At 57.2% G+C, this 21811-nt stretch carries 23 protein-coding genes, 1 tRNA gene and 5 pseudogenes; 21 read left to right on the plus strand and 8 right to left on the minus strand.

Annotation, left to right across the window (positions count from 1 at the left end; translation table 11 throughout):
* Positions 1-231, plus strand: a pseudogene (locus tag B3F77_RS09770) (hypothetical protein); the annotation flags it as partial.
* Between the two features lie 313 nt (positions 232-544).
* Positions 545-757 (plus strand): annotated as a pseudogene (locus B3F77_RS09775) (MmgE/PrpD family protein); the annotation flags it as partial.
* A gap of 147 nt (positions 758-904) precedes the next feature.
* Here the strand turns inward: B3F77_RS09775 and B3F77_RS09780 are convergent.
* Positions 905-1620, minus strand: a protein-coding gene (locus tag B3F77_RS09780) for an IS6 family transposase (protein WP_293604773.1) whose coding sequence is annotated in 2 segments (ribosomal slippage) — positions 905-1140 and positions 1140-1620 — 717 coding nt in all. Because the reading frame shifts where the segments join, the coding sequence is not laid out codon by codon here.
* A 48-nt stretch (positions 1621-1668) separates the two neighbouring features.
* Between B3F77_RS09780 and B3F77_RS09785 the strand changes: the two genes are divergently transcribed.
* The 19 genes and pseudogenes from B3F77_RS09785 to B3F77_RS09875 all read left to right on the plus strand — a co-directional run.
* Positions 1669-3060, plus strand: a complete 1392-nt coding sequence (locus B3F77_RS09785) for a M20 family metallopeptidase (protein ID WP_293604774.1) — start codon at positions 1669-1671, stop codon at positions 3058-3060.
* Between the two features lie 28 nt (positions 3061-3088).
* The gene (locus B3F77_RS09790; protein WP_293604775.1) at positions 3089-3301 is read left to right on the plus strand and encodes a hypothetical protein; all 213 of its coding nucleotides are present in this window, start codon (positions 3089-3091) and stop codon (positions 3299-3301) included.
* Between the two features lie 78 nt (positions 3302-3379).
* Positions 3380-4237: a lysine/arginine/ornithine ABC transporter substrate-binding protein gene (locus B3F77_RS09795; RefSeq protein WP_293604776.1), complete on the plus strand. Its 858-nt coding sequence runs from the start codon at positions 3380-3382 to the stop codon at positions 4235-4237.
* Between the two features lie 129 nt (positions 4238-4366).
* Entirely contained in the window at positions 4367-5080 is a 714-nt protein-coding gene (locus tag B3F77_RS09800; RefSeq protein WP_293604777.1) for an ABC transporter permease, read from the plus strand.
* A 4-nt stretch (positions 5081-5084) separates the two neighbouring features.
* The gene (locus B3F77_RS09805; protein ID WP_293604778.1) at positions 5085-5804 is read left to right on the plus strand and encodes an ABC transporter permease; all 720 of its coding nucleotides are present in this window, start codon (positions 5085-5087) and stop codon (positions 5802-5804) included.
* Positions 5801-6604 (plus strand): ABC transporter ATP-binding protein, encoded by an 804-nt coding sequence (locus B3F77_RS09810; RefSeq protein ID WP_293604779.1) that lies wholly within the window; start codon positions 5801-5803, stop codon positions 6602-6604. Before B3F77_RS09805 ends, B3F77_RS09810 begins: the two co-directional genes overlap by 4 nt.
* Before the next feature lie 966 nt (positions 6605-7570).
* Positions 7571-8392 carry an SMP-30/gluconolactonase/LRE family protein gene (locus B3F77_RS09815; RefSeq protein ID WP_293604780.1) on the plus strand — a complete coding sequence of 274 codons (822 nt, stop codon included), beginning with the start codon at positions 7571-7573 and terminating at the stop codon, positions 8390-8392.
* Entirely contained in the window at positions 8389-9069 is a 681-nt protein-coding gene (locus tag B3F77_RS09820) for a GntR family transcriptional regulator (protein ID WP_293604781.1), read from the plus strand. Before B3F77_RS09815 ends, B3F77_RS09820 begins: the two co-directional genes overlap by 4 nt.
* A 16-nt stretch (positions 9070-9085) precedes the next feature.
* Positions 9086-10177 (plus strand): isocitrate/isopropylmalate dehydrogenase family protein, encoded by a 1092-nt coding sequence (locus tag B3F77_RS09825; RefSeq protein WP_293604782.1) that lies wholly within the window; start codon positions 9086-9088, stop codon positions 10175-10177.
* A gap of 1 nt (position 10178) precedes the next feature.
* Complete coding sequence (locus B3F77_RS09830; RefSeq protein WP_293604783.1) at positions 10179-11270, plus strand: Gfo/Idh/MocA family protein; 1092 nt, start codon at positions 10179-10181, stop codon at positions 11268-11270.
* 11 nt (positions 11271-11281) lie between these two features.
* Entirely contained in the window at positions 11282-12271 is a 990-nt protein-coding gene (locus tag B3F77_RS09835; RefSeq protein WP_293604784.1) for a TRAP transporter substrate-binding protein, read from the plus strand.
* A gap of 80 nt (positions 12272-12351) precedes the next feature.
* Positions 12352-12849 (plus strand): TRAP transporter small permease, encoded by a 498-nt coding sequence (locus B3F77_RS09840; protein WP_293604785.1) that lies wholly within the window; start codon positions 12352-12354, stop codon positions 12847-12849.
* A gap of 3 nt (positions 12850-12852) precedes the next feature.
* Entirely contained in the window at positions 12853-14142 is a 1290-nt protein-coding gene (locus B3F77_RS09845; RefSeq protein ID WP_293604786.1) for a TRAP transporter large permease, read from the plus strand.
* A 16-nt stretch (positions 14143-14158) separates the two neighbouring features.
* Entirely contained in the window at positions 14159-14449 is a 291-nt protein-coding gene (locus tag B3F77_RS09850) for a putative quinol monooxygenase (RefSeq protein ID WP_293604787.1), read from the plus strand.
* Positions 14446-14915 (plus strand): annotated as a pseudogene (locus tag B3F77_RS09855) (four-carbon acid sugar kinase family protein); the annotation flags it as partial. The gene B3F77_RS09850 and the pseudogene B3F77_RS09855, both read left to right, overlap by 4 nt.
* Positions 14846-15856: pseudogene (locus B3F77_RS09860) on the plus strand (ATP-dependent nuclease); the annotation flags it as partial. The pseudogenes B3F77_RS09855 and B3F77_RS09860, both read left to right, overlap by 70 nt.
* A 2-nt stretch (positions 15857-15858) precedes the next feature.
* Positions 15859-17214: a DUF2130 domain-containing protein gene (locus tag B3F77_RS09865; protein WP_293604789.1), complete on the plus strand. Its 1356-nt coding sequence runs from the start codon at positions 15859-15861 to the stop codon at positions 17212-17214.
* A gap of 11 nt (positions 17215-17225) precedes the next feature.
* Positions 17226-17624, plus strand: a complete 399-nt coding sequence (locus tag B3F77_RS09870; RefSeq protein WP_293604790.1) for a hypothetical protein — start codon at positions 17226-17228, stop codon at positions 17622-17624.
* A 367-nt stretch (positions 17625-17991) separates the two neighbouring features.
* Positions 17992-18228 (plus strand): annotated as a pseudogene (locus B3F77_RS09875) (transposase domain-containing protein); the annotation flags it as partial.
* A gap of 234 nt (positions 18229-18462) precedes the next feature.
* On the opposite strand, the gene B3F77_RS09880 reads toward B3F77_RS09875, so the two are convergent.
* From B3F77_RS09880 to rpmJ, 7 genes are all read right to left on the minus strand, one after another.
* Positions 18463-18539, minus strand: a tRNA-Met gene (locus B3F77_RS09880).
* 18 nt (positions 18540-18557) lie between these two features.
* On the minus strand, positions 18558-18959 hold the full coding sequence (gene rplQ, locus B3F77_RS09885; RefSeq protein WP_293604791.1) for a 50S ribosomal protein L17: 402 nt from the start codon (positions 18957-18959) through the stop codon (positions 18558-18560).
* 88 nt (positions 18960-19047) lie between these two features.
* Positions 19048-20037: a DNA-directed RNA polymerase subunit alpha gene (locus B3F77_RS09890; RefSeq protein ID WP_293604792.1), complete on the minus strand. Its 990-nt coding sequence runs from the start codon at positions 20035-20037 to the stop codon at positions 19048-19050.
* A gap of 94 nt (positions 20038-20131) precedes the next feature.
* Positions 20132-20755 carry a 30S ribosomal protein S4 gene (gene rpsD, locus B3F77_RS09895; protein WP_293604793.1) on the minus strand — a complete coding sequence of 208 codons (624 nt, stop codon included), beginning with the start codon at positions 20753-20755 and terminating at the stop codon, positions 20132-20134.
* A 132-nt stretch (positions 20756-20887) separates the two neighbouring features.
* Positions 20888-21292, minus strand: coding sequence for a 30S ribosomal protein S11 (rpsK, locus tag B3F77_RS09900; RefSeq protein WP_007869288.1), 405 nt, complete (start codon positions 21290-21292; stop codon positions 20888-20890).
* Between the two features lie 13 nt (positions 21293-21305).
* Positions 21306-21671, minus strand: coding sequence for a 30S ribosomal protein S13 (gene rpsM / locus B3F77_RS09905; protein WP_293604794.1), 366 nt, complete (start codon positions 21669-21671; stop codon positions 21306-21308).
* Between the two features lie 25 nt (positions 21672-21696).
* Positions 21697-21810 (minus strand): 50S ribosomal protein L36, encoded by a 114-nt coding sequence (gene rpmJ, locus B3F77_RS09910; RefSeq protein WP_011481465.1) that lies wholly within the window; start codon positions 21808-21810, stop codon positions 21697-21699.
* Position 21811: the final 1 nt, after the last annotated feature.

The raw sequence follows: 21811 nt of genomic DNA on the forward strand, positions 1-21811 counted from the left end.
GAGTACAACCGGCCAAACGTATACCTCTTTGTTCCAGCGATGCGTGCTGAACGTATTGCCAAGGCTTTCGATGCCGGGGCGCACGCCGTCATTGTCGATCTCGAAGACACAATGGACGCGCGACAAAACCTTAGAGTGGCGCCAACGAAGCGGCCATTCGATGGGATCATGAAGGTCGGGACGTACCTAAAAGGCGTAACAGATGTTTTGATTTGGAAGTGCTGCACATGAAACTGCATTGAGAGATTGGTCGTTTGCGACAAAAAATACGTTTGGTTAAGTCCTTCTTCTCCGGAGCAGGTCTGGATTTATAAAACGTTAGTTTTGCATGCAACGATCAGTAATGTAGGGGAACCGGGCCACGTTTAGCCGGCTGCTGAAATACCTATCAACGCCCTTACAGCGAAAAATTCTGACCGCGTAGAACGAGCTACAAGCAATTTTTTCGATGTCGGCAAGGGGGAGAGGCCCATTTTTTGAGACGATTTTTGGAGCTGAAACCAGTATTTCAGCAGCCTGTTAGGCGTCAATTTAATTGAAAAGGATGTTTTTCATCAACTCTCCGACCGTCCAACTCGCCGCGTTTGCCGCCAACTTGCGGTTTGACGCCATTCCCGGGACTGTAGTCCGAAAGACTGAATATCTGCTGGTCGACTGGCTTGGCTCGGCTGTGGCCGGACACGGTGCACGTGCGGTGGAAAGTATCACGCGCTTTGCGATGGCTATGGGAGCGCAGGTCGGCCCGTCTGAAGTGATCGTTAATCGGGCCCGTACAAGCCCGTACCTGGCCGCTATGGCCAACGCTGCCGCCTCGAATACCAGCGTGAGATTGGAGCAGCGCGCGGGGAGGTTTTGTCGCATTAGTGGAGTCGAGCCGAAAAGAGTTGCGCGGTCGGCCTGTTGCTCAAACAGCCAGGCTGTAGAACTGCTGTGCCGCGGACATGGTTTGGCCAACTGGGCAGTCCATCTGCCCCTTGCGAATCATGTGCATGGTTTCGATTCCGGCGATGATGATTCGTGCGCTCCAAAATGACTTGAAGCCCAGCATCGGTCGGGTGATCCGCTTGATGGCCCGGTGGTCCTGCTCGACGATGTTGTTGATGTATTTGTTCTGGCGCATCAGGATGTCGACGCAGGCTCGGCCTTGACGCTTTCTATGGCGGCCGTGTTGGCGCCGCTCTTGTCGATGGTGATCTTCTCTGGCACATCATGCAGGTTGATGGCACGTTCCAGAAACCGGCGGGCCGCAGCCAGACCGCGCTTGGCAGTGAGCAGAAAATCCACCGTGTCGCCGTCACGGTCGACGGCGCGGTAGAGATATTTCCACTGGCCCGACACTTTGATGTAGGTCTCGTCCATGCGCCAGTTTCGACCCACGGGGTGCTTGCGTCGGCGGAACACGGCAGCCAGAACCGGCAGCATCCTGATCGCCCAGCGGTGCACTGTGGCGTGATCCCAGAAAACACCGCGCTCCTGCATCATCTCCTCGATGTGGCGAAGGCTCAGGGGGTATGCCTCATACCAGCGCACGCAGGTCAGCATGACTTCCAGAGGATAGTGAAGCCGTTTCAGGACCTTGCGCAAGGTGCTGTCGATCAAACTTTTGCGGAAATCAAGCATGCTCCGGATTGTCGTTTATGCTTACTGCGATACAACCGGACCAGCACCATGAGCCGTTCGCAAGCTATTCAACAAGCACAATCTCAATTTGATTCGGGCGAGTTCCAGCAGACGCTGGCGCGTCGTGTTGCCATCCCCACCGAGAGCCAAAACCCCGAACGTGGCGCGGTGCTGACCAGCTACCTTGACACCGAGATGCGCCCCGCGTTTGAGGCGATGGGCTTTGACTGCCAGACGCTGACGCACCCCAAGGCGCGCGCACCCTTCCTGTTTGCCCAGCGCATAGAGGACCCGGCCCTGCCCACGGTGTTCGGCTACGGCCACGGCGATGTGATCCGCGGGCTGGAATCGGAGTGGAAGCCGGGCCTCTCGCCCTGGAGGCTGACGGAATCTGAGGGCCGCTGGTATGGCCGCGGCATTGCCGACAACAAGGCCCAGCATTCGGTCAACATGCAGGCCATGGCCAACGTGCTCAAGACGCGCGGCAAGCTCGGCTTCAACGCCAAGTACCTGATCGAAATGGGCGAGGAAACCGGCTCGCCCGGCCTGCGCGAGCTGTGTGAAGCCAACAAGACCCTTTTCAACGCCGACCTGCTAGTGGCCTCCGATGGCCCGCGCCTGCGCGCCGAGCGCCCCACGGTATTCCTCGGCTCGCGCGGCAGCATGAACTTTGACTTGACCATCGAAGCGCGCCAGGGCGGCCACCACTCGGGCAACTGGGGCGGGCTGATTTCCAATCCCGGCATTCAGCTCGCGCATGCGATTGCCAGCATCGTCTCGCCCACCGGCCAGATCCGCATTCCCGAATGGGTGCCCAAGGAGCTGCCGGACTCGGTGCGCCGTGCGCTGGCCGACTGCGAGGTCGATGGCGGTGCCGACGGCCCGACTATTGAGCCTTGGTGGGGCGAGCCCGGCTTGTCGCCGGCCGAACGCGTGTTTGGCTGGTGCTCGTTTGAAGTGCTGGCCTACAAGACCGGCAACCCGGACACCCCCGTCAACGCGATTCCGCCGCGCGCCTGGGCGCGGTGTCAACTGCGCTTCGTGGTGGGCCCCAACCCGGATGACTTTCTGCCCGCGCTGCGCCGCCATCTGGACCGGCAGGGCTTCCCGATGGTGAAGATCGCCGCCACGCGCGAAGAAATGTTCCACGCCACCCGAATTGACCCCGAGGATGCCTGGGTCCAATGGGCGGTGGCCTCCATCGCGCAAACCAGCGGAAAAAAGCCCGCGGTGCTGCCCAACCTCGGCGGTTCGCTGCCCAACGACATCTTTACCGACATACTGGGCCTGCGCACGGTGTGGGTACCGCACTCCTACCCCGGTTGCTCGCAACACGCGCCCAATGAACATCTGCCGCCGGCCCTCCTGCGTGAAGGGCTGAGCATCATGACCGGCCTGTATTGGGACATGGGCGCTGGCAACACGCCGCACAGTGTCTGATTTTGCAAAGATTAACGGAATTCTCGCCATGAACGCTCGCTATACCAGCTATTGCCAGGTTGCCGATCTGGCCGACTCCCAAGACTTCCTGACTCAAATCCGCCACCATCTATACCAAAACCCCGAGCTCTCCTTCAAGGAAATTGCCACATCAGAACTGGTGGCCAGCCTAACGCCGCACTGGTTTCCTGTTGCGCAGTACTTTCCCGCATCCCTTCAAGTCGAGTCGCAGCGCCTGTGAGCTATTGAAGACATGAGATACTTCGATCCGGCATCGCGCCGCGGTCCTGATCCTATATAACGAACACATTGGAGATTCATGAAGCTCTTGACAACCTTTGCGGCCACCTTGGTCGCGTCGCTGTGTGTGGTATCGAGCGCTTCAGCCCAGTCGAAGGATTGGTCGAGCATCAAGATCGCGACCGAAGGCGCCTACAAACCGTGGAATTTCACCGATCCCAGCGGCAAGCTGATCGGGTTCGAAATCGACCTGGCCGAAAACCTTTGCAAACGCATGAAAGCCAAATGCGAAATCGTTGCTCAGGCTTTTGACGGCGTGATTCCAGCCCTCAACGCCGGCAAGTTCGACGCCATCATGTCCGGCATGAATATCACCGACAAGCGCAAGGAGGCAATAGCCTTCACGCAGCCCTACGGTCGGACGCCTTCGACCTTTGCGGTGCTGAAATCGAACCCGCTCGCCAAACTGCCCGAGGCGGGAAAGGTCTATTCCCTCAGCGCCGATGGTGCTCCCGCGGCCGAGAAGTCGCTCAACGAGCTCAAGCTCTTGCTCAAGGGCAAGATCGTAGCAGTGCAGACGTCTACGGCACAGGCCAGTTTTATGGAAAAGTATTTTAAGGACGTGGTCGAAATCCGGCAATACAAGACGACCGAGCAGCATGACCTGGACCTGGCTGCTGGCCGAGTCGATGCCGTGTTCGCGTCGATGTCGTACCTCAAGGGCATGGTCGAATCCCCGGACAACAAAGACACGATGCTCTCAGGTCCGCGCTACGGCGGCGGAGCGCTCGGTTTTGGCGTTGCAGTCGGCCTGCGCAAGAACGACTCCGAGTTGCAGTCCAAGTTCGATGCGGCCGTCGGTGCGGCGGTGACTGACGGCACAGTGAAAACGATGTCGATGAAGTGGTTTGGTTTCGATATCACGCCGGTGCGATGAGACGGTCCGTTTACCACTCTGGCGTGCGCGCCGTGAGTGGGATTCCCGGTGTTCTGCACTGATCCCCATGCATACGGGCGGATTCCAAATGTTCCCTATGTGCTACCGGCTGCGTAGCATGCGAGCCAAATGGTCAGTTACGTTGAGTTGATGGGGTTCGGCCCGAAGGGCTGGGGCCTGCTACTGCTGCAAGCGGCGCTGATGACCGTCGCTGTTTCGTGCGTCGCGTTTGCCTTGGGTAGCCTGATTGGTAGCCTGATCGCGTGGGCCCGGATTGAAGGCAATCGGGCGCTCAACATTGCGGCCGATGCCTACACGACGGTGTTGCGCGGAATCCCCGACCTGTTGGTGATCTACCTTCTTTATTTCGGCGGCAGTACCGCGCTGACGGCGCTGGCTCATGCACTGGGAGCCAAGGGATTTGTCGGTGTCGACGCATTTGCCGCCGGCGCGATTGCGGTCGGCATCATCTCGGGCGCCTATCAGAGCGAAATCTACCGCGGCGCGTTCGGAGCAATCGCCAGCGGCGAACTCGAAGCGGCCCGCGCTGTGGGCATGCCGCGATGGCTGATGTTTCGTCGCATCATCGTTCCGCAGGCACTGCGCTTTGCGATACCTGGCCTGGGCAATGTCTGGCAGCTTGCGCTGAAGGAATCAGCGCTGATTTCCGTAGTGGGCCTGACCGAGATCTTGCGCCAGGCGCAGGTGGGTGCCGGGTCCACCCGCCAGCCCTTCGCCTTTTTCATTACCGCTGCGCTGCTCTATCTGATGCTCTCCGCCATCTCCGGTTGGGGTTTCCGGCGCGCGGAGTCGCTCGGAATGCGTGGCGTGCGCCGGAGCTGAAGCAATGGATATCGATTTTCTGGCGCAGACCCTCTTGCAGTTGCTCTCGGGCGTGCCACTACTCCTGCAACTGGCCTTCCTCTCGATTGCAGCGGGTGCCATCTTTGCCGCGCTGCTGGCGCTGATGCGTCTCTCGGGCAACCCCGCGCTCGACTACCCGGCACGGGGCTATGTGTTCGTGTTTCGCGGCACGCCATTGCTGGTGCAGATTTTTCTGATCTATTACGGCCTGGGCCAGTTTCCCGAGGTCCGTGAGAGTCTGGCATGGCCCTTGTTGCGCCAGCCTTACTGGTGTGCCCTGCTGGCGCTTACCCTCAACACCGCAGCCTATTCCAGCGAAATTATTCGCGGCGGCATATTGTCAGTGTCGTTCGGCCAGATCGAGGCAGCACGGGCCTGCGGGATGTCGCGCTGGCTGATTTTTCGCCGGATCATCGTGCCGCAAGGCTTGCGCGTCGCTTTGCCCGCCTACGGCAACGAAATCATTCTAATGACCCGCTCCACCGCGCTGGCCAGCGTGATCACGCTGATGGAGGTCACCGGGATCGCATCCAAGATCATTTCCGAGACTTTCCGGGCGGTCGAAGTATTCATCTGCGCGGGCCTGATCTACCTGGTTCTCAATTTCGCGATCTCGCGCGCCGTCGCGCTCCTTGAACGGCGGCTGTCGCCCCAGGCGCGTGAACTCTCCGACCCGACCCACCTGCCCGAGCCTGCCCGATGATATCCACCCCACTGACTCAGCCCGCCGTGCGTGTTCGCAACGTGGGAAAACGCTTTGGAAATCTTGAAGTGCTGAAAGGCATTTCGCTCGACGCCCACGAAGGCGACGTGATTTCGATCGTCGGCGCTAGCGGCTCCGGCAAGTCGACCTTGCTGCGTTGTATCAACATGCTGGAGATCCCCGATGAAGGCGAGGTCGTGGTTGCTGGCGAGACGATCGCGCTGCGCGCGGGACGTAGTGGCAGGCGCGAGGCGGTCGACCGCGCGCAGGTCGACCGCATGCGCATGCAACTCGCGATGGTGTTCCAAAATTTCAATCTCTGGACGCATATGACGGTGATCGAAAACGTGATCGAGGCACCGATTCACGTCCAGGGGCGTTCGCGCACCGAGGCGCTGCGCGAGGCCGAGGCGCTGCTGGACAAGGTCGGCATCGCCGACAAGCGCAACAGCTATCCCGCGCACCTCTCGGGAGGCCAGCAGCAGCGCGCCGCGATCGCCCGAGCGCTGGCGATGCATCCGCGCGTCATGCTGTTCGACGAGCCGACGTCGGCCCTGGACCCGGAACTCGTGGGCGAAGTACTGCGCGTGATGCGCACCCTCGCTGACGAAGGCCGCACCATGCTCGTCGTTACCCATGAGATGGCTTTTGCGCGCGAGGTGTCCAATCGGGTGATTTTTCTGAACCAGGGTGTGATCGAGGAAGATGGTCGGCCGGCCGACGTATTCGGTGCGCCGAAGTCCGATCGGCTCCGCCAGTTTCTGTCCAGCCAATTGCGCGCCGATATGGGGCCCTCGTGATGCCGCAGCGTCATCATTGCAGGGAACCTGGCGCTTAAAGTCGCGCCCGGCCCGTGAACTAGAACGTTAGACTTTTCAGAGAGAAGTTCAGCGGAATGGCAACCAATAAGAACCAACACTTTGTTCCGCGGTGCCATTTGCGACCATTTGAGCCGCTACTGCGTATTAGCACTGTTTCTGCCGATACGGATTTGACCAGGGGCGCCAGCTCCGACTTCCAAGCCTCACCAGTGGGCACCCAGGAGCCTGCGACGGCAGGCAGGTATGGAGCACACCAAGGAGAGGCTAGGCTGAACGACCGTTGCCGAGCGGGCAGTTTGAGACGGGCACTGGCTCTTGACGACCAGAAGCGGGTGCTCCCGGGTGGCAGCTTTCGGGAACAAGAAAAATTTTCACTGTGGAGGTTCCATAAAGCTGCCGTTCAATTGGCGGCGCCCCATCCACATTGCTGACGCTGGCGGCGGGGAAGTCTGAGACAGGTACGCAGCGTTATGCTGACCTTCGCCAATGCCCGCTTCTTGGATATCCAATTAGACAAGTTGTCTACGCCTTGGCATCACTTTGCATTTTGGGTCAGTTGATTGACACGATACCCTTTGGCGCATGTCGCCAGAGGGCGCATTGGGGATCGCTTCTCAGTACTCATGAGGTCCACGCCAGTGAAGCTTTGGCTGCGAACCGTATAAAAAATTAGAAACAGGAACGGGCATTACCTTACTTTAATGATTAGCTAAGGGTTTCTGCTGATAGTATTTCTTTATGCGTTTGTTAACGTATACATTAATGAATGCAATAACAAAGTCAATGAAACCTGACCTAGAGCGATCACTGGAAAAGCTTGGCACCCGCGGTCACGGCTTGGTTCGCCCCGAATGCGTACTGGCAACAGCATCTGGCGACTTCTACACCGCAGACTGGCGTGGTGGCATTGCGCACTTGCATGCCAATGGGGAGCAGTCGCTGTACATGGGTATTGCGCCAGACGGTATCGAACTGAAACCCAACGGAATAGCGTTGCTGCGCAACGGCGACTTCCTGCTCACACATCTTGGCAATGAAGAAGGCGGCGTGTACCGGCTTCAGCGCTCGGGGCAGGTGAGCCCTTGGTTGATGTCGGTCGATGGGGTCGATTTACCGCCGACGAACTTCGTGGTCGAGGATGGCCTGGGGCGGTTCTGGATTACGGTCAGTACACGCTTGAAGCCACGCTCGCTCGGCTATCGGCGCGAATGCAACGATGGCTTTATTGTGATGGTCGACCGGCAAGGTGCTCGCATCGTTGCCGACGGTCTGGGTTACACCAATGAAGTCGCGCTGCACCCGAACGGTCGCTGGCTTTACGTCAATGAGACTTTTTCCCGACGCCTGTCGCGTTTTGCGCTGCACCCGGACGGAACACTTGGGCCCAAAGAGGTGGTGGTCGAATTCGGTGCTGGAACATTTCCAGATGGATTGGCATTCGATGAAGATGGTGGTGTCTGGATTGTCAGCATCATCAGCAATCGACTGATTCGTGTTGCACCCGATGGCACGCCCACGATATGGCTGGAAGACTCTGACGCAGAGCATTTGGCCTGGGTAGAAGCAGCTTTCAGAGCGGGCGCATTGGATCGTCCCCATCTTGATGGCATCAAGAGTCGCGTGTTACGAAATATCTCAAGCATTGCGTTTTGTGGACCAGATCGGCGCAGCGCTGTGCTGGGATGTTTGCTTGCCGATCATCTGTTTACGCTACCCATGCCGGTGGCCGGTGTCGCGCCAACCCACTGGAACTATCCGACCCCATGAATACGCCAATAAGCAAAAAGAAGGATTCGATGGTCGGAGAGGCCTACACACAGATACGTCGACGCATTCTTGACGTGGTGTGGATGCCGGGCTACCAGGCAATGGAACAAGACGTTGCGCTTGCCCTGGGCATGAGCCGCACGCCGGTTCGCGAGGCGATGATCCGTTTGCAAAGAGAAGGTCTGGTAGATGTGGTGCCACGTCACGGGATGCGGGTTCTTCCGGTTTCTCCGACCGATATGCGTGAGATCTACCAGGTCCTTACGGCTCTTGAATGTATGGCCGCTGAATTGCTGGCGGCACGCAAGCCCAGTAGCGATGACCTGTTGCCGTTGGTCGCGGCGACGACTGCCATGGACGAGGCGCTCAAGGTCGACGACCTTGACGCTTGGGCGGTGGCTGATGAACGTTTTCATGCGTTGTTGGTAGATCTGTCCGGAAATCGGCAGCTTAAGGACACTGTGCTGAATTATTGGGACCGCGCCCACCGGGCTCGCATGTTCACGCTGCGGCTCCGACCCAAGCCGGTGAATTCGACCAAAGAGCATCTGCAAATGGTTGAGTGTCTGCGGGCCGGTGACGTTCAAGGCGCAGCCCAAGTAACCCGCGCGCATCGCGAGCGTGCAAATCGCGAGCTGGTGGCAATTTTCGAGCGCTACAAGCTGGCTCACATGTAAAAGAAAGTGTATTGAAATGAACCAAACAAACTATTCCATCGCTGTACTCCCGGGTGATGGGATCGGACCAGAGGTAATGGCCGCAACCCTCGAAGTGTTGAATGCACTTCAGAGCCGCATTGGCCGTCGCTTCACATTCACCGTGCATCCGGCTGGCGCACAGCACTACGTCGACAGCGGTGATGCACTGCCCAAGACCACACTGGATGCCTGTCGTGCTGCAGATGCGATCCTCTTTGGTGCCATGGGGCTTCCCCATGTACGTGCAAAAGATGGCACCGAGATCATTCCGCAACTCGACATCCGCTTTGCGTTGGACTTGTATGCGGGTGTACGTCCGATCCGGAGTTTTGCCGGGCTGCCAGGGCCATTGGCCGACGCACGCGCCGCGCAGATTGACCTGGTACTCGTGCGTGAAAACACGGAAGGGCTTTTCTACGCCCGCAACCGTGGCCGTATCGAAGGCGAGGGTGAGAACGAAGCCGCTTTTGACACCATGAAGATCACCCGCACTGGCACGGCCCGCGTATGTGACTTTGCGCTTAACCTGGCGCGCAGGCGCAAGGAGCAGGGCAAGCCCGGCCATGTCACCAGCGTTGACAAGGCCAACGTTTTTACCTCGATGGCCTTCTGGCGCAAGGTATTCGAGGAGCGCGCCAGCGCCTTCCCCGATCTAACCACCGACAGCGCCTACGTCGACGCCGTGGCCTTGAATCTCGTGCTGAAGCCGTGGGCGTATGACGTGCTGGTCACAGAAAACATGTTCGGTGACATTCTGTCTGACCTCATTGCAGCATTCGCCGGCGGCATGGGCATGGCGCCTTCGGCAGACATCGGTGACAAGTACGCGTTGTTCCAGCCCGCTCATGGAACTGCGCCGGACATCGCCGGCAAAGGCATCGCCAACCCAAGCGCCATGCTGCTGTCTGCAGTGATGATGCTGGACTGGTTGTCCGAAAAGCATGTAGATAGCGCGTTAGCCGATGGTGCCCGCGCCATCGAAATGGCGATGCAGCGGTCCTTTGCTGACGGTCGGGTTCGCCCAAGGGAATTTGGTGGTACGAGTAGCACAATCGACATCGTTCGCGCCGTAGTGGCGGAGCTGTGATATGAGTGCTCAAAGCCATACAACAGCGAAGGATCAAGGGGCTGACGGGGGTGACCGCGTTGCCATGATTGGTGCTGGCTACTGGGCACAGTTCCAGGTTGAGGGTTGGCGCGATGCAGGTGCGCCACTGGTCGCAATTGCCAACCGCCACCTGGTAAATGCAGAAGCATTGGCGCAGCGCTATGGCGTGCCCAAGTGCTACGCCGATGTAGCCACGATGCTCGATGCCGAGCGCCCCACGCTGGTGGACGTGGTGCTACCGCCGGTGGCGCAGGAATCGGCAGTCCGCGCGGCCATTGAGCGCGGCATTCCCACCATTTGCCAGAAGCCATTTGGTACGGACTTGAAGCAGGCCCAAGCCATGACGGAAATGGCCGAGGCAGCGGGCGTGCCGCTTGTCATTCACGAAAATTTCCGCTTCGCGCCGTGGTTTCGCGAATTGCGTCGACTCATAGACGATGGTTTCTTTGGCCGTTTACATGGCATTTCCTTTCGTTTGCGCCCCGGCGATGGTCAGGGCCCGCAGGCCTACCTGGACCGACAGCCCTATTTTCAGACCATGCCAGAGTTCCTGGTGCGCGAGACGGCAGTGCATTTCATTGACACCTTCCGTTTTTTGATGGGTGAGGTCGTCGCTGTCACTGCGCGGCTGCGTCGGCTCAATCCAGTGATTCTGGGCGAGGATGCTGGGATTTTGATCTTCGAATTTGGTGACGAACGCACCGGCCTGTTCGACGGTAACCGCCTGAACGAACATCCGGCAAAAAATATGCGCCGCACCATGGGTGAGATGTGGCTCGAAGGCGAGCGCGGCGTGATGCGTCTGGACGGCAACGCCCAGTTGTGGTGGATGCCACATCAGGGCGTGGAAGTTGAACATATTTATGACGACGGCGCCGGGCGTGGCGCCTTCGGCGGAGCCAGTACGGCGCTGCAGGCACATGTCCTGTCGCACCTACACCAGCGTACGCCACTGCAGAACAGTGCACGTGACTACTTAAGCAATCTGTATGTGCAAGCGGCCGTCTACCACTCGCATACCAGTGGCCGTCGCGTGATGATGGCAAGTTTCGACCCCCACCAACCTACATGAAGGAGATAAAGATGAAGACATTAAAAGTTTTGGCATTTGCTGTCGTTGCGGCAGCCTTTAGCTTGTCGGCGGCAGCGCAGACCGTACTAAGGTTAAGCCACACCGACCAACAAACAGGATCCCGTCAACAGGCTGCAGAACTGTTTGCCAAAAAAGTTGAAGAATTGACCCAGGGCCGCTACAAAGTTCAGGTTTTCTGCTGTAGCCAACTGGGAAACGACCCGAAAAACATCGAACAACTGGCCTTTGGAGGCGTTGACTTCACGGTGTCAGCCACGGGTTCCTACGCACCGCACATTCCGACGCTGAACTTGACCATGCTGCCGTACCTCGTTGACAATTTCGCGCAGGGGCAGGCCTTCTACGACCAATCGAAGTGGCTACAGAAACAGTTTGACAAGGCTCCGGCTAAGGGTTTCCGTTTCCTCTCAACCTGGGAAGCAGGTTTTCGGGACATGACCACCAAGTCGCCGTTGAACACACCAGCTGACGCCAAGGGGATGAAGTTGCGCACCTTCCCCAACGAGATGATGCGATGGACCTTGGAGTCGATGGGCTTCAATATCCAGATCATGCCTCTGCCTGAGGTCTACCTGGCCATTCAGCAGGGTGCAGTTCAGGGCCAGGAAAACCCAATCGACACGATCTACTCGAACAAGTTTTACGAGGTTGCACCATACGTCACCTTGACTCAACACGTGTACAGCCCCATTCCGCTTACGATCTCAGAGCGTACGTGGCAGAAGCTGTCACCAGCCGATCGCAAAGCGGTGACAGAGGCGGCGCAGATTTCTGCTGCGTTCAGTCGCAAGAGCGTTCAGGCGAACGAAGAAAAGCTGATCGCTGACATGGTATCTCATGGAGCCAAAATCAACCGACCAGCGCTCGCACCCTTCCGCGCTGCCGTGCAGCCCGTTTACGCCAAGGCTCGTGAAAAGTATGGTGCCGACGTTGACGCTGCGCTGGCCGATGCTGACGCCATTCGCAAGCAGGTGAAGTAGTGACTGCGCCTTCATCTGGCGCCCCCGCCAGAAATCAAAATCCAAGTTCGGCAAAGCGTGAACCGATGTTGCAGGGACCCATGCCAGGCCCTCTGGTGATAAGGCTGATCGGCCGCTTGATCGACTGGGCTGTGATTGCTATCGGTGCGGTGATGGTGGTGGTGGTGTTTGTTGACGTGCTGCTGCATCTCTTCGATCGCGACATGGCCTGGACCAATGAACTCGGCGAATTCCTGATGGTGTGGGTCTCGTTCCTAGGCGGTGCCGCGGCAACCCAGCGCGGTGGGCACATGAGTATCTCGGAATTTGTCAACAAGCTAAAGCCGCAAGCTAGGCAGCGGGCGGACTTCGTATTGCAGGTATTCAGCTTGGCTGTCGTCGGCTCACTTGTTTTCTATGGCTGGCGTCTGGTGAACGGAAACTGGGGTAACCAACTCACAGTGCTTGAATGGCCGATGGCATACCAGTACTTAGGTATGGCCGTTGGCAGCACTGCGATGGCTCTTTTTCTCGCGTTCGACCTGATACAGATCGCGCGCGGCGTCCCGCGTGAACTGCGTTACCCGAAAGAGGACTGATCAATGTTACCTCTGGTGTTGTTTGGCTCGTTCTTCGCTATCGCGTTGATGGGCGTTCCAATCCTGTTTGCGCTGCTTGCCGCAACCGTCGGAACGATTGTTGTGCTCGGCCTTCAGCATCCTATGGAGGTGGTCTACCTGTCGTTCATTTCGGGGGTCGAGCCGTTCATTCTTACTGCAGTGCCGATGTTCATACTTGCCGGAGCCTTGTTGGCAATGGGTGGTGTTGGTCGACGAATTGTCCACCTTGCGCGGGTGCTGCTGGGATGGCTGCCAGGCGGCTTGGGTGTTGTCACTGTTTTCAGCTGTATGATTTTTGGCGGCATCTCCGGGTCAGCCATTGCTGATACGGCGGCAATTGGCTCACTCATCATCCCGGCCATGCTCGAACGCGGCTATTCACGTGGTTTCGCGGCAGTCCTACTCAGCGTCGCTGGAACTCTGGCCCTGTTGATGCCACTATCAATCCCCTTCCTGGTATTCGCTTTCATATCAGGCGTATCGATGCGCACATTGTCGATGGCGGGTTTGGTGCCCGCAGTTGTGTTGGCATCGACCTTGATCGTTGTCTGTATTTGGCATGGAAAGAGAACCGGCTGCGACAAGGGCGACGAGCGCGCAACTCGCCGTGTAATTTTGGACGCTATCCTCGACTCTGGGCCAGCGCTTCTGATGCCTCTTATCATTATTGGGGGTGTCTGGAGTGGATTTTTCACTCCCAGTGAATCGGCTTCGTGCGCCGTTGTCTACGGCTTGATCATTTCAATCTACTATTACAAAGATCTGACGTGGAGGCAAATTCCCCAATTGATCCTAAAGGCCTTTATCACCAGCGCCGTTGTCTTGCTGGTCATCGGGGCAACTGGTGGCATGGGATGGCTGGTGACAGCTGAGCAGGTGGCATCCAGCATGGCTGAATGGGTGAGATCAGTAGCGACACAACAATGGGAATTTCTACTGTTGTTCAATGGTTCGATGCTACTACTTGGCATTTTCATTGAACCTTTGCCAGCCATGTTGCTATCCGCACCGCTGTTTTTGCCACTGGCGCAGTCATTCGGAGTAGACATGGTTCACTTTGGTGTCATCATGACAGCCAACCTGGCCATTGCCCTGGCGCACCCGCCGGTTGGCGCGACACTTTTCGTCTCGGCCAGGCTTGCGAACGCGACTATGGCAGACATTCTGCCCAATCTTTGGTCCCTTCTAGGCGCCGCGGTTGTCACTGTGTTGCTGATCACTTTTGTGCCCTCGATGACACATTGGCTTCCTGCGATTCTTCATTCATTGTAGAGATTAGGACGTTGCAATGGTTGTTCTTATTGTCGAGTTTCACGTCCAACTGGACTATGTCCAGGCCTTCGAGATGGCCGTCGCGGTCAACGCCCGAACCTCGCTCTCCGACGAGCCCGGTTGCCGCCAGTTCGATGTATGCCGCAACGCTTCCGATCCAACGCGCTTTATGCTTTATGAAGTCTATGATGACGATTTCGCGGTCCAGGCGCACCTGGAATCACAACATTTCCAGGAGATGAACGAGTACATTTCGGACTGGGTGGTGGGGAAAAATGTCTGGCGCTGCGAGCGTATTGCGTCATGAAGCTGGGATGCATTGCCGACGACTTTACCGGCGCCACGGACCTAGCCAACAACTTGGTACGCGCAGGTATGAGCACGGTGCAGGTCATTGGTGTGCCAGATACCACTGTGCCCGATGCCGACGCGGTGGTGGTCGCACTAAAGTCACGCACTTGTCCGGTCAAGCAGGCAGTGGCCGAGTCGGTGGCCGCTGCCCGTTGGCTTCGCCAGGGTGGCGACGTACCCATCTACTTCAAGGTCTGCTCCACCTTTGACTCGACACCGCAGGGCACATTGGCCCTGTGACCGAGGCGCTGATGGACGAGTTGCAGGCTACATTTACTGTCATCACGCCGGCTTTTCCAGAGAACGCGCGCACCGTATTTAAAGGCCATCTGTTCGTTGGTGACGTATTGTTGTCGCACAGCTCGATGCAGCACCATCCGCTGACACCGATGACCAATGCCAACTTGGTGCGGGTGATGGCTTTCAGCGCACGCTTCTGATCTCGGCGCTCCAGCTCTTGGCGCAGTCGGGTGCGGCTTCGGCAGAGGGTGTCATCTGCTTGGCGATCGAGGAGCCGGAACTCTTTCAGCACCCGATCCAGGCACAGACGTTCGCGAAGGTGCTGCGGTCGCTCGCCGAGGACGCCGCCAAGCGCATCCAAGTGACCTATGCGACTCACAGCCCCTACTTTCTCGAGGCGCGACATTTCGACCAAGTCAGGCGGTTGACGAGGTCGTCTGACGAGACTCCTGTTGTCACTGTCCACTTCGCCACGGTCGCCGAAGTGAAGACCAAGCTAATCGGAGTGCTGAGCGCCGATAAAGTTGATCGCCAGCTCGACGGCATTGTGGCGAATCAGCTTGCTGTGGCGCTCTTTGCGCATCGCGCTTTCCTCGTGGAAGGCACGACAGAGTCGTCCGTGTTCTGCGGCATCGGCGACAAAACCTATCTCGGCTCGCTTGAGGCTGCGGGCGTCTCCATCGTCCCTGTAGGAGGCAAGACATCGATTCCTCTCGCACACGCCATCCTGACGTCGATCGGTATCCCGGTCTATGCGCTCTTCGATGCGGATGGTGGGTTTGAAGCGCGTGCGAAGGCGAATCAGAAGCCGCAAAAAAAGATCGATGACGAGCGGAAGGGCCACATAGCAGCGAATCGCGCGGGGTTGAAGTACTTCGGTCGAACTGAAGAGGACTTTCCTTCCGCGACCGTCGCCGAAGAGGTCGCGATCTTTGAGGATCACCTTGAAGCGTTCCTGGCGGCAAACTGGCCCGAATGGATCATGGCCTGCAACGACGTCGCGGCTGCCGCAGGTATCAATCTCGCGAAGAATCAACTCGCGTACCGGACGGCAACACTCCAGGCCGAGGGAGCGGTGCCAGAGATGCTCATGCAAATCCTGGCCAAAGCGGAGGGTAAGTAGCCATGCATGAAATCATCTGCCCGCACTGCGGGAAAGCATTCAAGATCGACGAGGCCGGGTACGCGGACATCGTCAAGCACGTTCGCGACGGCGAGTTTGAGCAGCAGTTGCACGAGCGGCTTGAGCTGGCCGAGCAGGACAAGCGGAATGCCGTCGAACTCGCCCAAACCAAGGGCGCCAGCGAAATGCAGAAGGCTGCCGTAGCCAAGGACTCCGAGATACAGGAACTGAAGGCCAGGCTCGACGCCGGTGAGGTTGCGCGGAAGCTCGCCGTAACCGAGGCCTTAATCGCCGTGGGAAAAGAGCGAGACACATTCGCGAACGAACTTGAGCAGGCGAAGCGTGACAAGCAAGCCGCTTCCGAGCTAGCCGCGGCGAAGCTCTTGAACGAACTGCAGAAGGCCGCCGCGACGAAGGACTCGGAGATCCAGGGCTTGAAGGCCAAGCTCGACGCCACCGAGGTTGCGCAGAAGCTCATGACTATCGAGGCAGTCAGTTCGGTCGAGAAGGAGCGCGACGAACTGAAGAGCGGACTCGAGCGAGCGGAGCTTGAGAAGCAACTCGCCGAGAAGTCGCTAAAGGACAAGTACGAGACGCAGATCAAGGATCGCGATGACGCGATCGAGCGCCTTCGGGACATGAAGGCTCGCCTGTCGACCAAGATGGTTGGCGAAACCCTCGAGCAGCACTGCGAGACCGAATTCAACCGCATTCGAGCGATGGCGTTTCCGAGGGCGTATTTCGAGAAGGACAACGACGCGCGGACTGGCAGCAAGGGCGACTACATCTTTCGCGACTCGGATGAGATTGACACTGAGATCGTCTCGATCATGTTCGAAATGAAGAACGAGAGCGACCGTACAGCGACCAAGAACAGGAACGAGGACTTTCTGAAGGAGCTTGACAAGGATCGCACCGAGAAAGGGTGCGAGTATGCGGTGCTGGTCTCCCTGCTCGAGCCCGACAGTGAGCTCTACAACACCGGGATCGTCGACGTGTTTCACCGCCACCCGAAGATGTACATTGTCCGACCTCAGTTCTTTCTTCCAATCATCACGCTGCTGCGGAATGCAGCGATGAACTCGCTCAAGTACAAGTCGGAGCTTGCGCTTGTTAAGGCGCAGAACATCGACATCACGAACTTTGAAACAAACCTCGAGACATTCAAGACCGCATTCGCGCGGAACTACGACCTCGCATCCAATAGCTTCAAAAAGGCAATCGAGGAGATCGACAAGTCGATCGACCACCTGCAGAAAACGAAGGATGCCCTGCTCGGTACCGATCGGAACCTTCGTCTTGCAAACGACAAGGCGCAGGACGTGACGATCAAGAAGCTGACGCGGGGCAACCCCTGAGTGCCAAATGTGTGCGGGATATCTCGCTGCTCTTTGAATTTGATGCCAGCCAGGTCACGTGGATTGCCACGGCCAACAATGCGCTCATTCTGGACCAGCCCTTGCGCAGCCGCTTTCGGGAATTTCACATCATGCCGCCCACGGCATCCGAGTGCCTGGTGCTTGCTGAAGAAGTCATGCGCGCTGCCATCAAGTCGGTGGCGGTCAAAGGCTTCAAAACAGACGTGTCTCTGCGCCGTCATCTGGCGCATCTGCCAGCCCGGCAAATTTCGCAACTGACCCTGGAGGCGGTAGCAAACGCGGTCGCAGCCGGCAGAAAGGAGTTGAAACTGGACGACTTCCCGCGCTGGCTGTTCGATGATGATGACGCCACCGGAGAAAGCAGCACCACGCCTAACTACCTCCACTGAAAGGAAGGTGATCATGACCATGCTTAACGAGCGAACTCGCGCGTTGCGCTACGCTGCGTCTGGGAACTCCTGATGGAACTGCAATCGCCCTTCATCCATCGCACAAACGCGGTCAAGATCCTTTGCTTTTTACGAAGCGTCGAGTCGACATATCCCGCTGTGCGCAGGTGTTCAAGGAATGCTTCAATGTGACGTGCCGGCAGCCCTTCGGATACGCCGTCTGCGGTTGTGTCTATCGTCATGTGATTTCTCCTCGGCCAGCGTGATTGCCAGCCTGAAGAAATCATAGGAATTATGCCGACTCATAAACGCCACAGCTGCGCCTTCGCGCAAGTTGGACGCGGCATAATTTTGGAGTCGGCATTACCCTTGCGAGAATTCGATCCGCCCCTTTGTAGTCGGAAGACGCAACTGGTTGTTCTCGAACACCGTGGCCGGTGCCAACGCTAGCGCGAACCAGTACTCGCTGCTGCAGACCTGCAAGGTCAACGGGATCAACTCGTATCGCTATCTGCAAGCCTTGCTCGCTGCGCTGCCGCTCGCGCAGACCGCCGACGACTACGAGGCGCTGCTGCCTTGGAACATCGCGCTGCCGACCGAATAGGGTCGAGCGGCCGAGTCTCAAACGCCAATCACATCTGAGCCCGCGCCGCAAGGGACGCAGTTAATAGATCGCTTACTCCGTATCCCAATGTATGGGCCAATACCCAATGGTCATTTTCAGCTGTGTGAAAATTTTGTGGGCCAAAAGTGGGCCAGAAATGGGCCAAATTTGGGCCAAAAAGCAGAACGCCCACATGAAGTGGGCGTTTGCTACCAGCCTAGACGGCTTGGATGTTGGTTGCGCGGGCAAGATTTGAACTTACGACCTTTGGGTTATGAGCCCAACGAGCTACCAGACTGCTCCACCGCGCGATATATTAATATTATAACTTACTTTGCCTTGGCTGTGTCAGCTGTAGTGTCTTCCGACACTTCAGGACGGTCCACCAGTTCAACCAGCGCCATCGGCGCATTGTCGCCAACGCGGAAACCCATCTTCAGGATGCGGGTGTAGCCACCAGGACGAGCGTTGTAGCGCGGGCCCAGTTCGGCAAACAGCTTGACAACCATATCACGATCGCGCAGACGGTCAAATGCCAAGCGCTTGTTGGCCAGCGTGGGTTGTTTGCTGAGCGTGATCATCGGCTCTACCACGCGTCGCAACTCCTTGGCTTTAGGCAGCGTGGTTTTTATGACTTCATGCTGAAGCAGTGAATTCATCATGTTGCGCAACATGGCGAGGCGGTGCTCGCTTGTGCGGTTTAATTTACGTAGTCCGTGTCCATGTCGCATAGTGCTTCCTTTATTTAATATCGAGACAGCCGTATAAGGTACTGCCCGTGCACTATCTCATCCTAGATGAGATGTTTTTATAAATCAATTAACGCTTGTCGAGGCCTGCAGGAGGCCAACTTTCAAGTCGCATTCCAAGTGTCAGGCCGCGAGAGGCCAGCACTTCCTTGATCTCATTGAGAGATTTCCGTCCCAGATTTGGGGTCTTCAACAGCTCATTTTCGGTGCGCTGGATCAAATCGCCAATGTAGTAAATGTTTTCCGCCTTCAGGCAGTTCGCTGAGCGCACGGTGAGCTCGAGCTCATCGACAGGGCGCAGCAAAATTGGATCAAACTGCTGCGAGCTGCGCTGGACCGGCGCATCGAATGCGGCCAGCTCATTGCCTTCCAGCTGAGCGAACACAGCCAGCTGCTCGACCAAAATCTTGGCCGAAGCACGAACAGCATCTTCTGCGGTCACTGCGCCATTCGTTTCAATTTCGAGTACCAGCTTGTCCAGATCGGTGCGCTGTTCGACGCGGGCGCTTTCAACGACGTAGCTCACCCGCTTGACAGGAGAAAACGAGGCATCCAGCACAATGCGGCCAATCGACTTCGGTGACTCGTCACCGTAGCGGCGCAAGTTACCTGGTACATAACCGCGGCCATTTTCAACCTTGATTTGCATATCGATCTTGCCGCCGTGCGACAAGTTCACGATCACGTGCTCAGGGTTGATGATTTCCACATCGTGTGGCGTCTGGATATCGGCTGCGGTGACAGGACCTTCTCCGTCCTTGCGCAAGCTCAAGGTGACTTCATCGCGATTATGCAACTTGAAGACCACCCCCTTGAGGTTCAACAGAATGTTGACGACATCTTCCTGAACGCCGTCAATTGAAGAGTACTCGTGCAAAACGCCGGCGATGGTCACTTCAGTCGCAGCGTGACCGACCATGGATGACAGCAATACGCGGCGCAGCGCGTTGCCCAGCGTATGGCCATAGCCACGCTCAAAAGGCTCTAGGGTCACCTTGGCGCGATTGGCGCCAAGCTGCTCAACATTGATAGTTTTTGGTTTCAACAAATTAGTCTGCATGCAGTCTTCCTCTCAATACCCTCGGTTCGTTACACCGATAAGGCTGGCGAAGCACACCCTGGCGATACGGTGCCCCGTATCGCAGGAACGAAAATTAGCGTGAGTACAACTCGACGATCAACGATTCGTTGACATCGGCGGCGAACTCATCACGGTCAGGCACTTTCTTGAAGATGCCTTCGCCCTTGTCAGCATTCACATCCACCCATGCAGGCAGGCCCACTTGCTGTGCCAGCTGGAGAGCTTCGGTCACGCGAATCTGCTTTTTCGACTTTTCACGGACAGCAATCACATCACTGGTCTTGACCATGTAAGAAGGAATGTTGACGGAATTACCGTTCACAGTAATGGCCTTGTGGGACACCAGCTGACGTGCTTCGGCACGTGTAGAGCCAAAACCCATGCGGTAAACCACGTTGTCGAGTCGCGATTCCAGAATGAACAGCAGGTTAGCACCGGTATTGCCTTTGCGGCGATCAGCTTCTTCGAAATAGCGGCGGAATTGCTTTTCTAGAACGCCATACATGCGTTTGACTTTCTGCTTCTCACGCAGCTGCAGCCCAAAGTCAGACGTACGGGTACCGGAGGTACGGCCGTGCTGGCCTGGCTTGGAGTCAAATTTGGCCTTGTCGCTTATGGAACGACGTGCGCTCTTCAGAAAAAGGTCGGTGCCTTCACGGCGGGATAGTTTGGCCTTGGGGCCTAGATAACGTGCCACTTGAATGTCCTTTTGTCATCTGCTGCAATTACTGCAGGAGCCTTCGGTGTCAACCTAACGGCGGTGGGCTTGATTAAAAATGCAGATGCCTAGTCGATTGCAATGCAAGCAACCAGGCAAAATACAACGCTATTAAATACGTCGGCGCTTCTGGGGGCGGCAGCCGTTATGGGGAACAGGGGTAACGTCAGCGATCGAATTGATTCGAATGCCCAGCGCGCCCAGTGCCCGTACGGACGATTCACGTCCTGGACCAGGTCCCTTGATTTCAACATCAAGATTCTTGATGCCCTGCTCAATGGCAGCACGGCCAGCCACTTCTGAAGCGACCTGCGCTGCAAAAGGAGTCGACTTACGCGAGCCTTTAAAACCCTGCCCACCGGAAGAGGCCCATGACAACGCATTGCCTTGGCGATCCGTGATCGTGATGATCGTATTATTGAAAGAAGCGTGGACGTGGGCAATGCCATCCGCCACGTTCTTGCGTACTTTTTTGCGAACGCGCTGTGCGGCGTTATTGCTTGGTGATTTTGCCATGACGACCTCTCAATTATTTCTTCAAAGCTGCCGCAGCTTTACGCGGACCCTTGCGGGTGCGGGCATTGGTCCGTGTGCGCTGACCACGCACTGGCAGTCCACGACGATGACGGAATCCGCGATAGCAGCCAATGTCCATCAGGCGCTTGATGTTCATCGTGGTTTCACGACGCAAGTCACCCTCGATGGTGAACAGAGCAATCTGGTCACGGATTTTTTCCAGATCACCATCAGTCAGATCTTTGACCTTCTTCGCATAGGCGATATCACATGCTTCGCAAATTTTGCGAGCGCGCGTGCGACCTATGCCAAAAATTGCAGTCAAGCCGATTTCGGCGTGCTTCTGCGGCGGAATATTGATACCAGCGATACGAGCCATGTGCGTCCTCTAAATCTCTTGAAAATCAGCCTTGGCGCTGCTTGTGGCGTGGATCTGTGCAGATCACGCGTACAACGCCCTTGCGGCGGATGATTTTACAGTTGCGGCAAATTTTCTTGACCGAAGCTGAAACTCTCATT

Source organism: Polaromonas sp. UBA4122, from assembly GCA_002381615.1.
Taxonomy (GTDB): domain Bacteria; phylum Pseudomonadota; class Gammaproteobacteria; order Burkholderiales; family Burkholderiaceae_C; genus Polaromonas.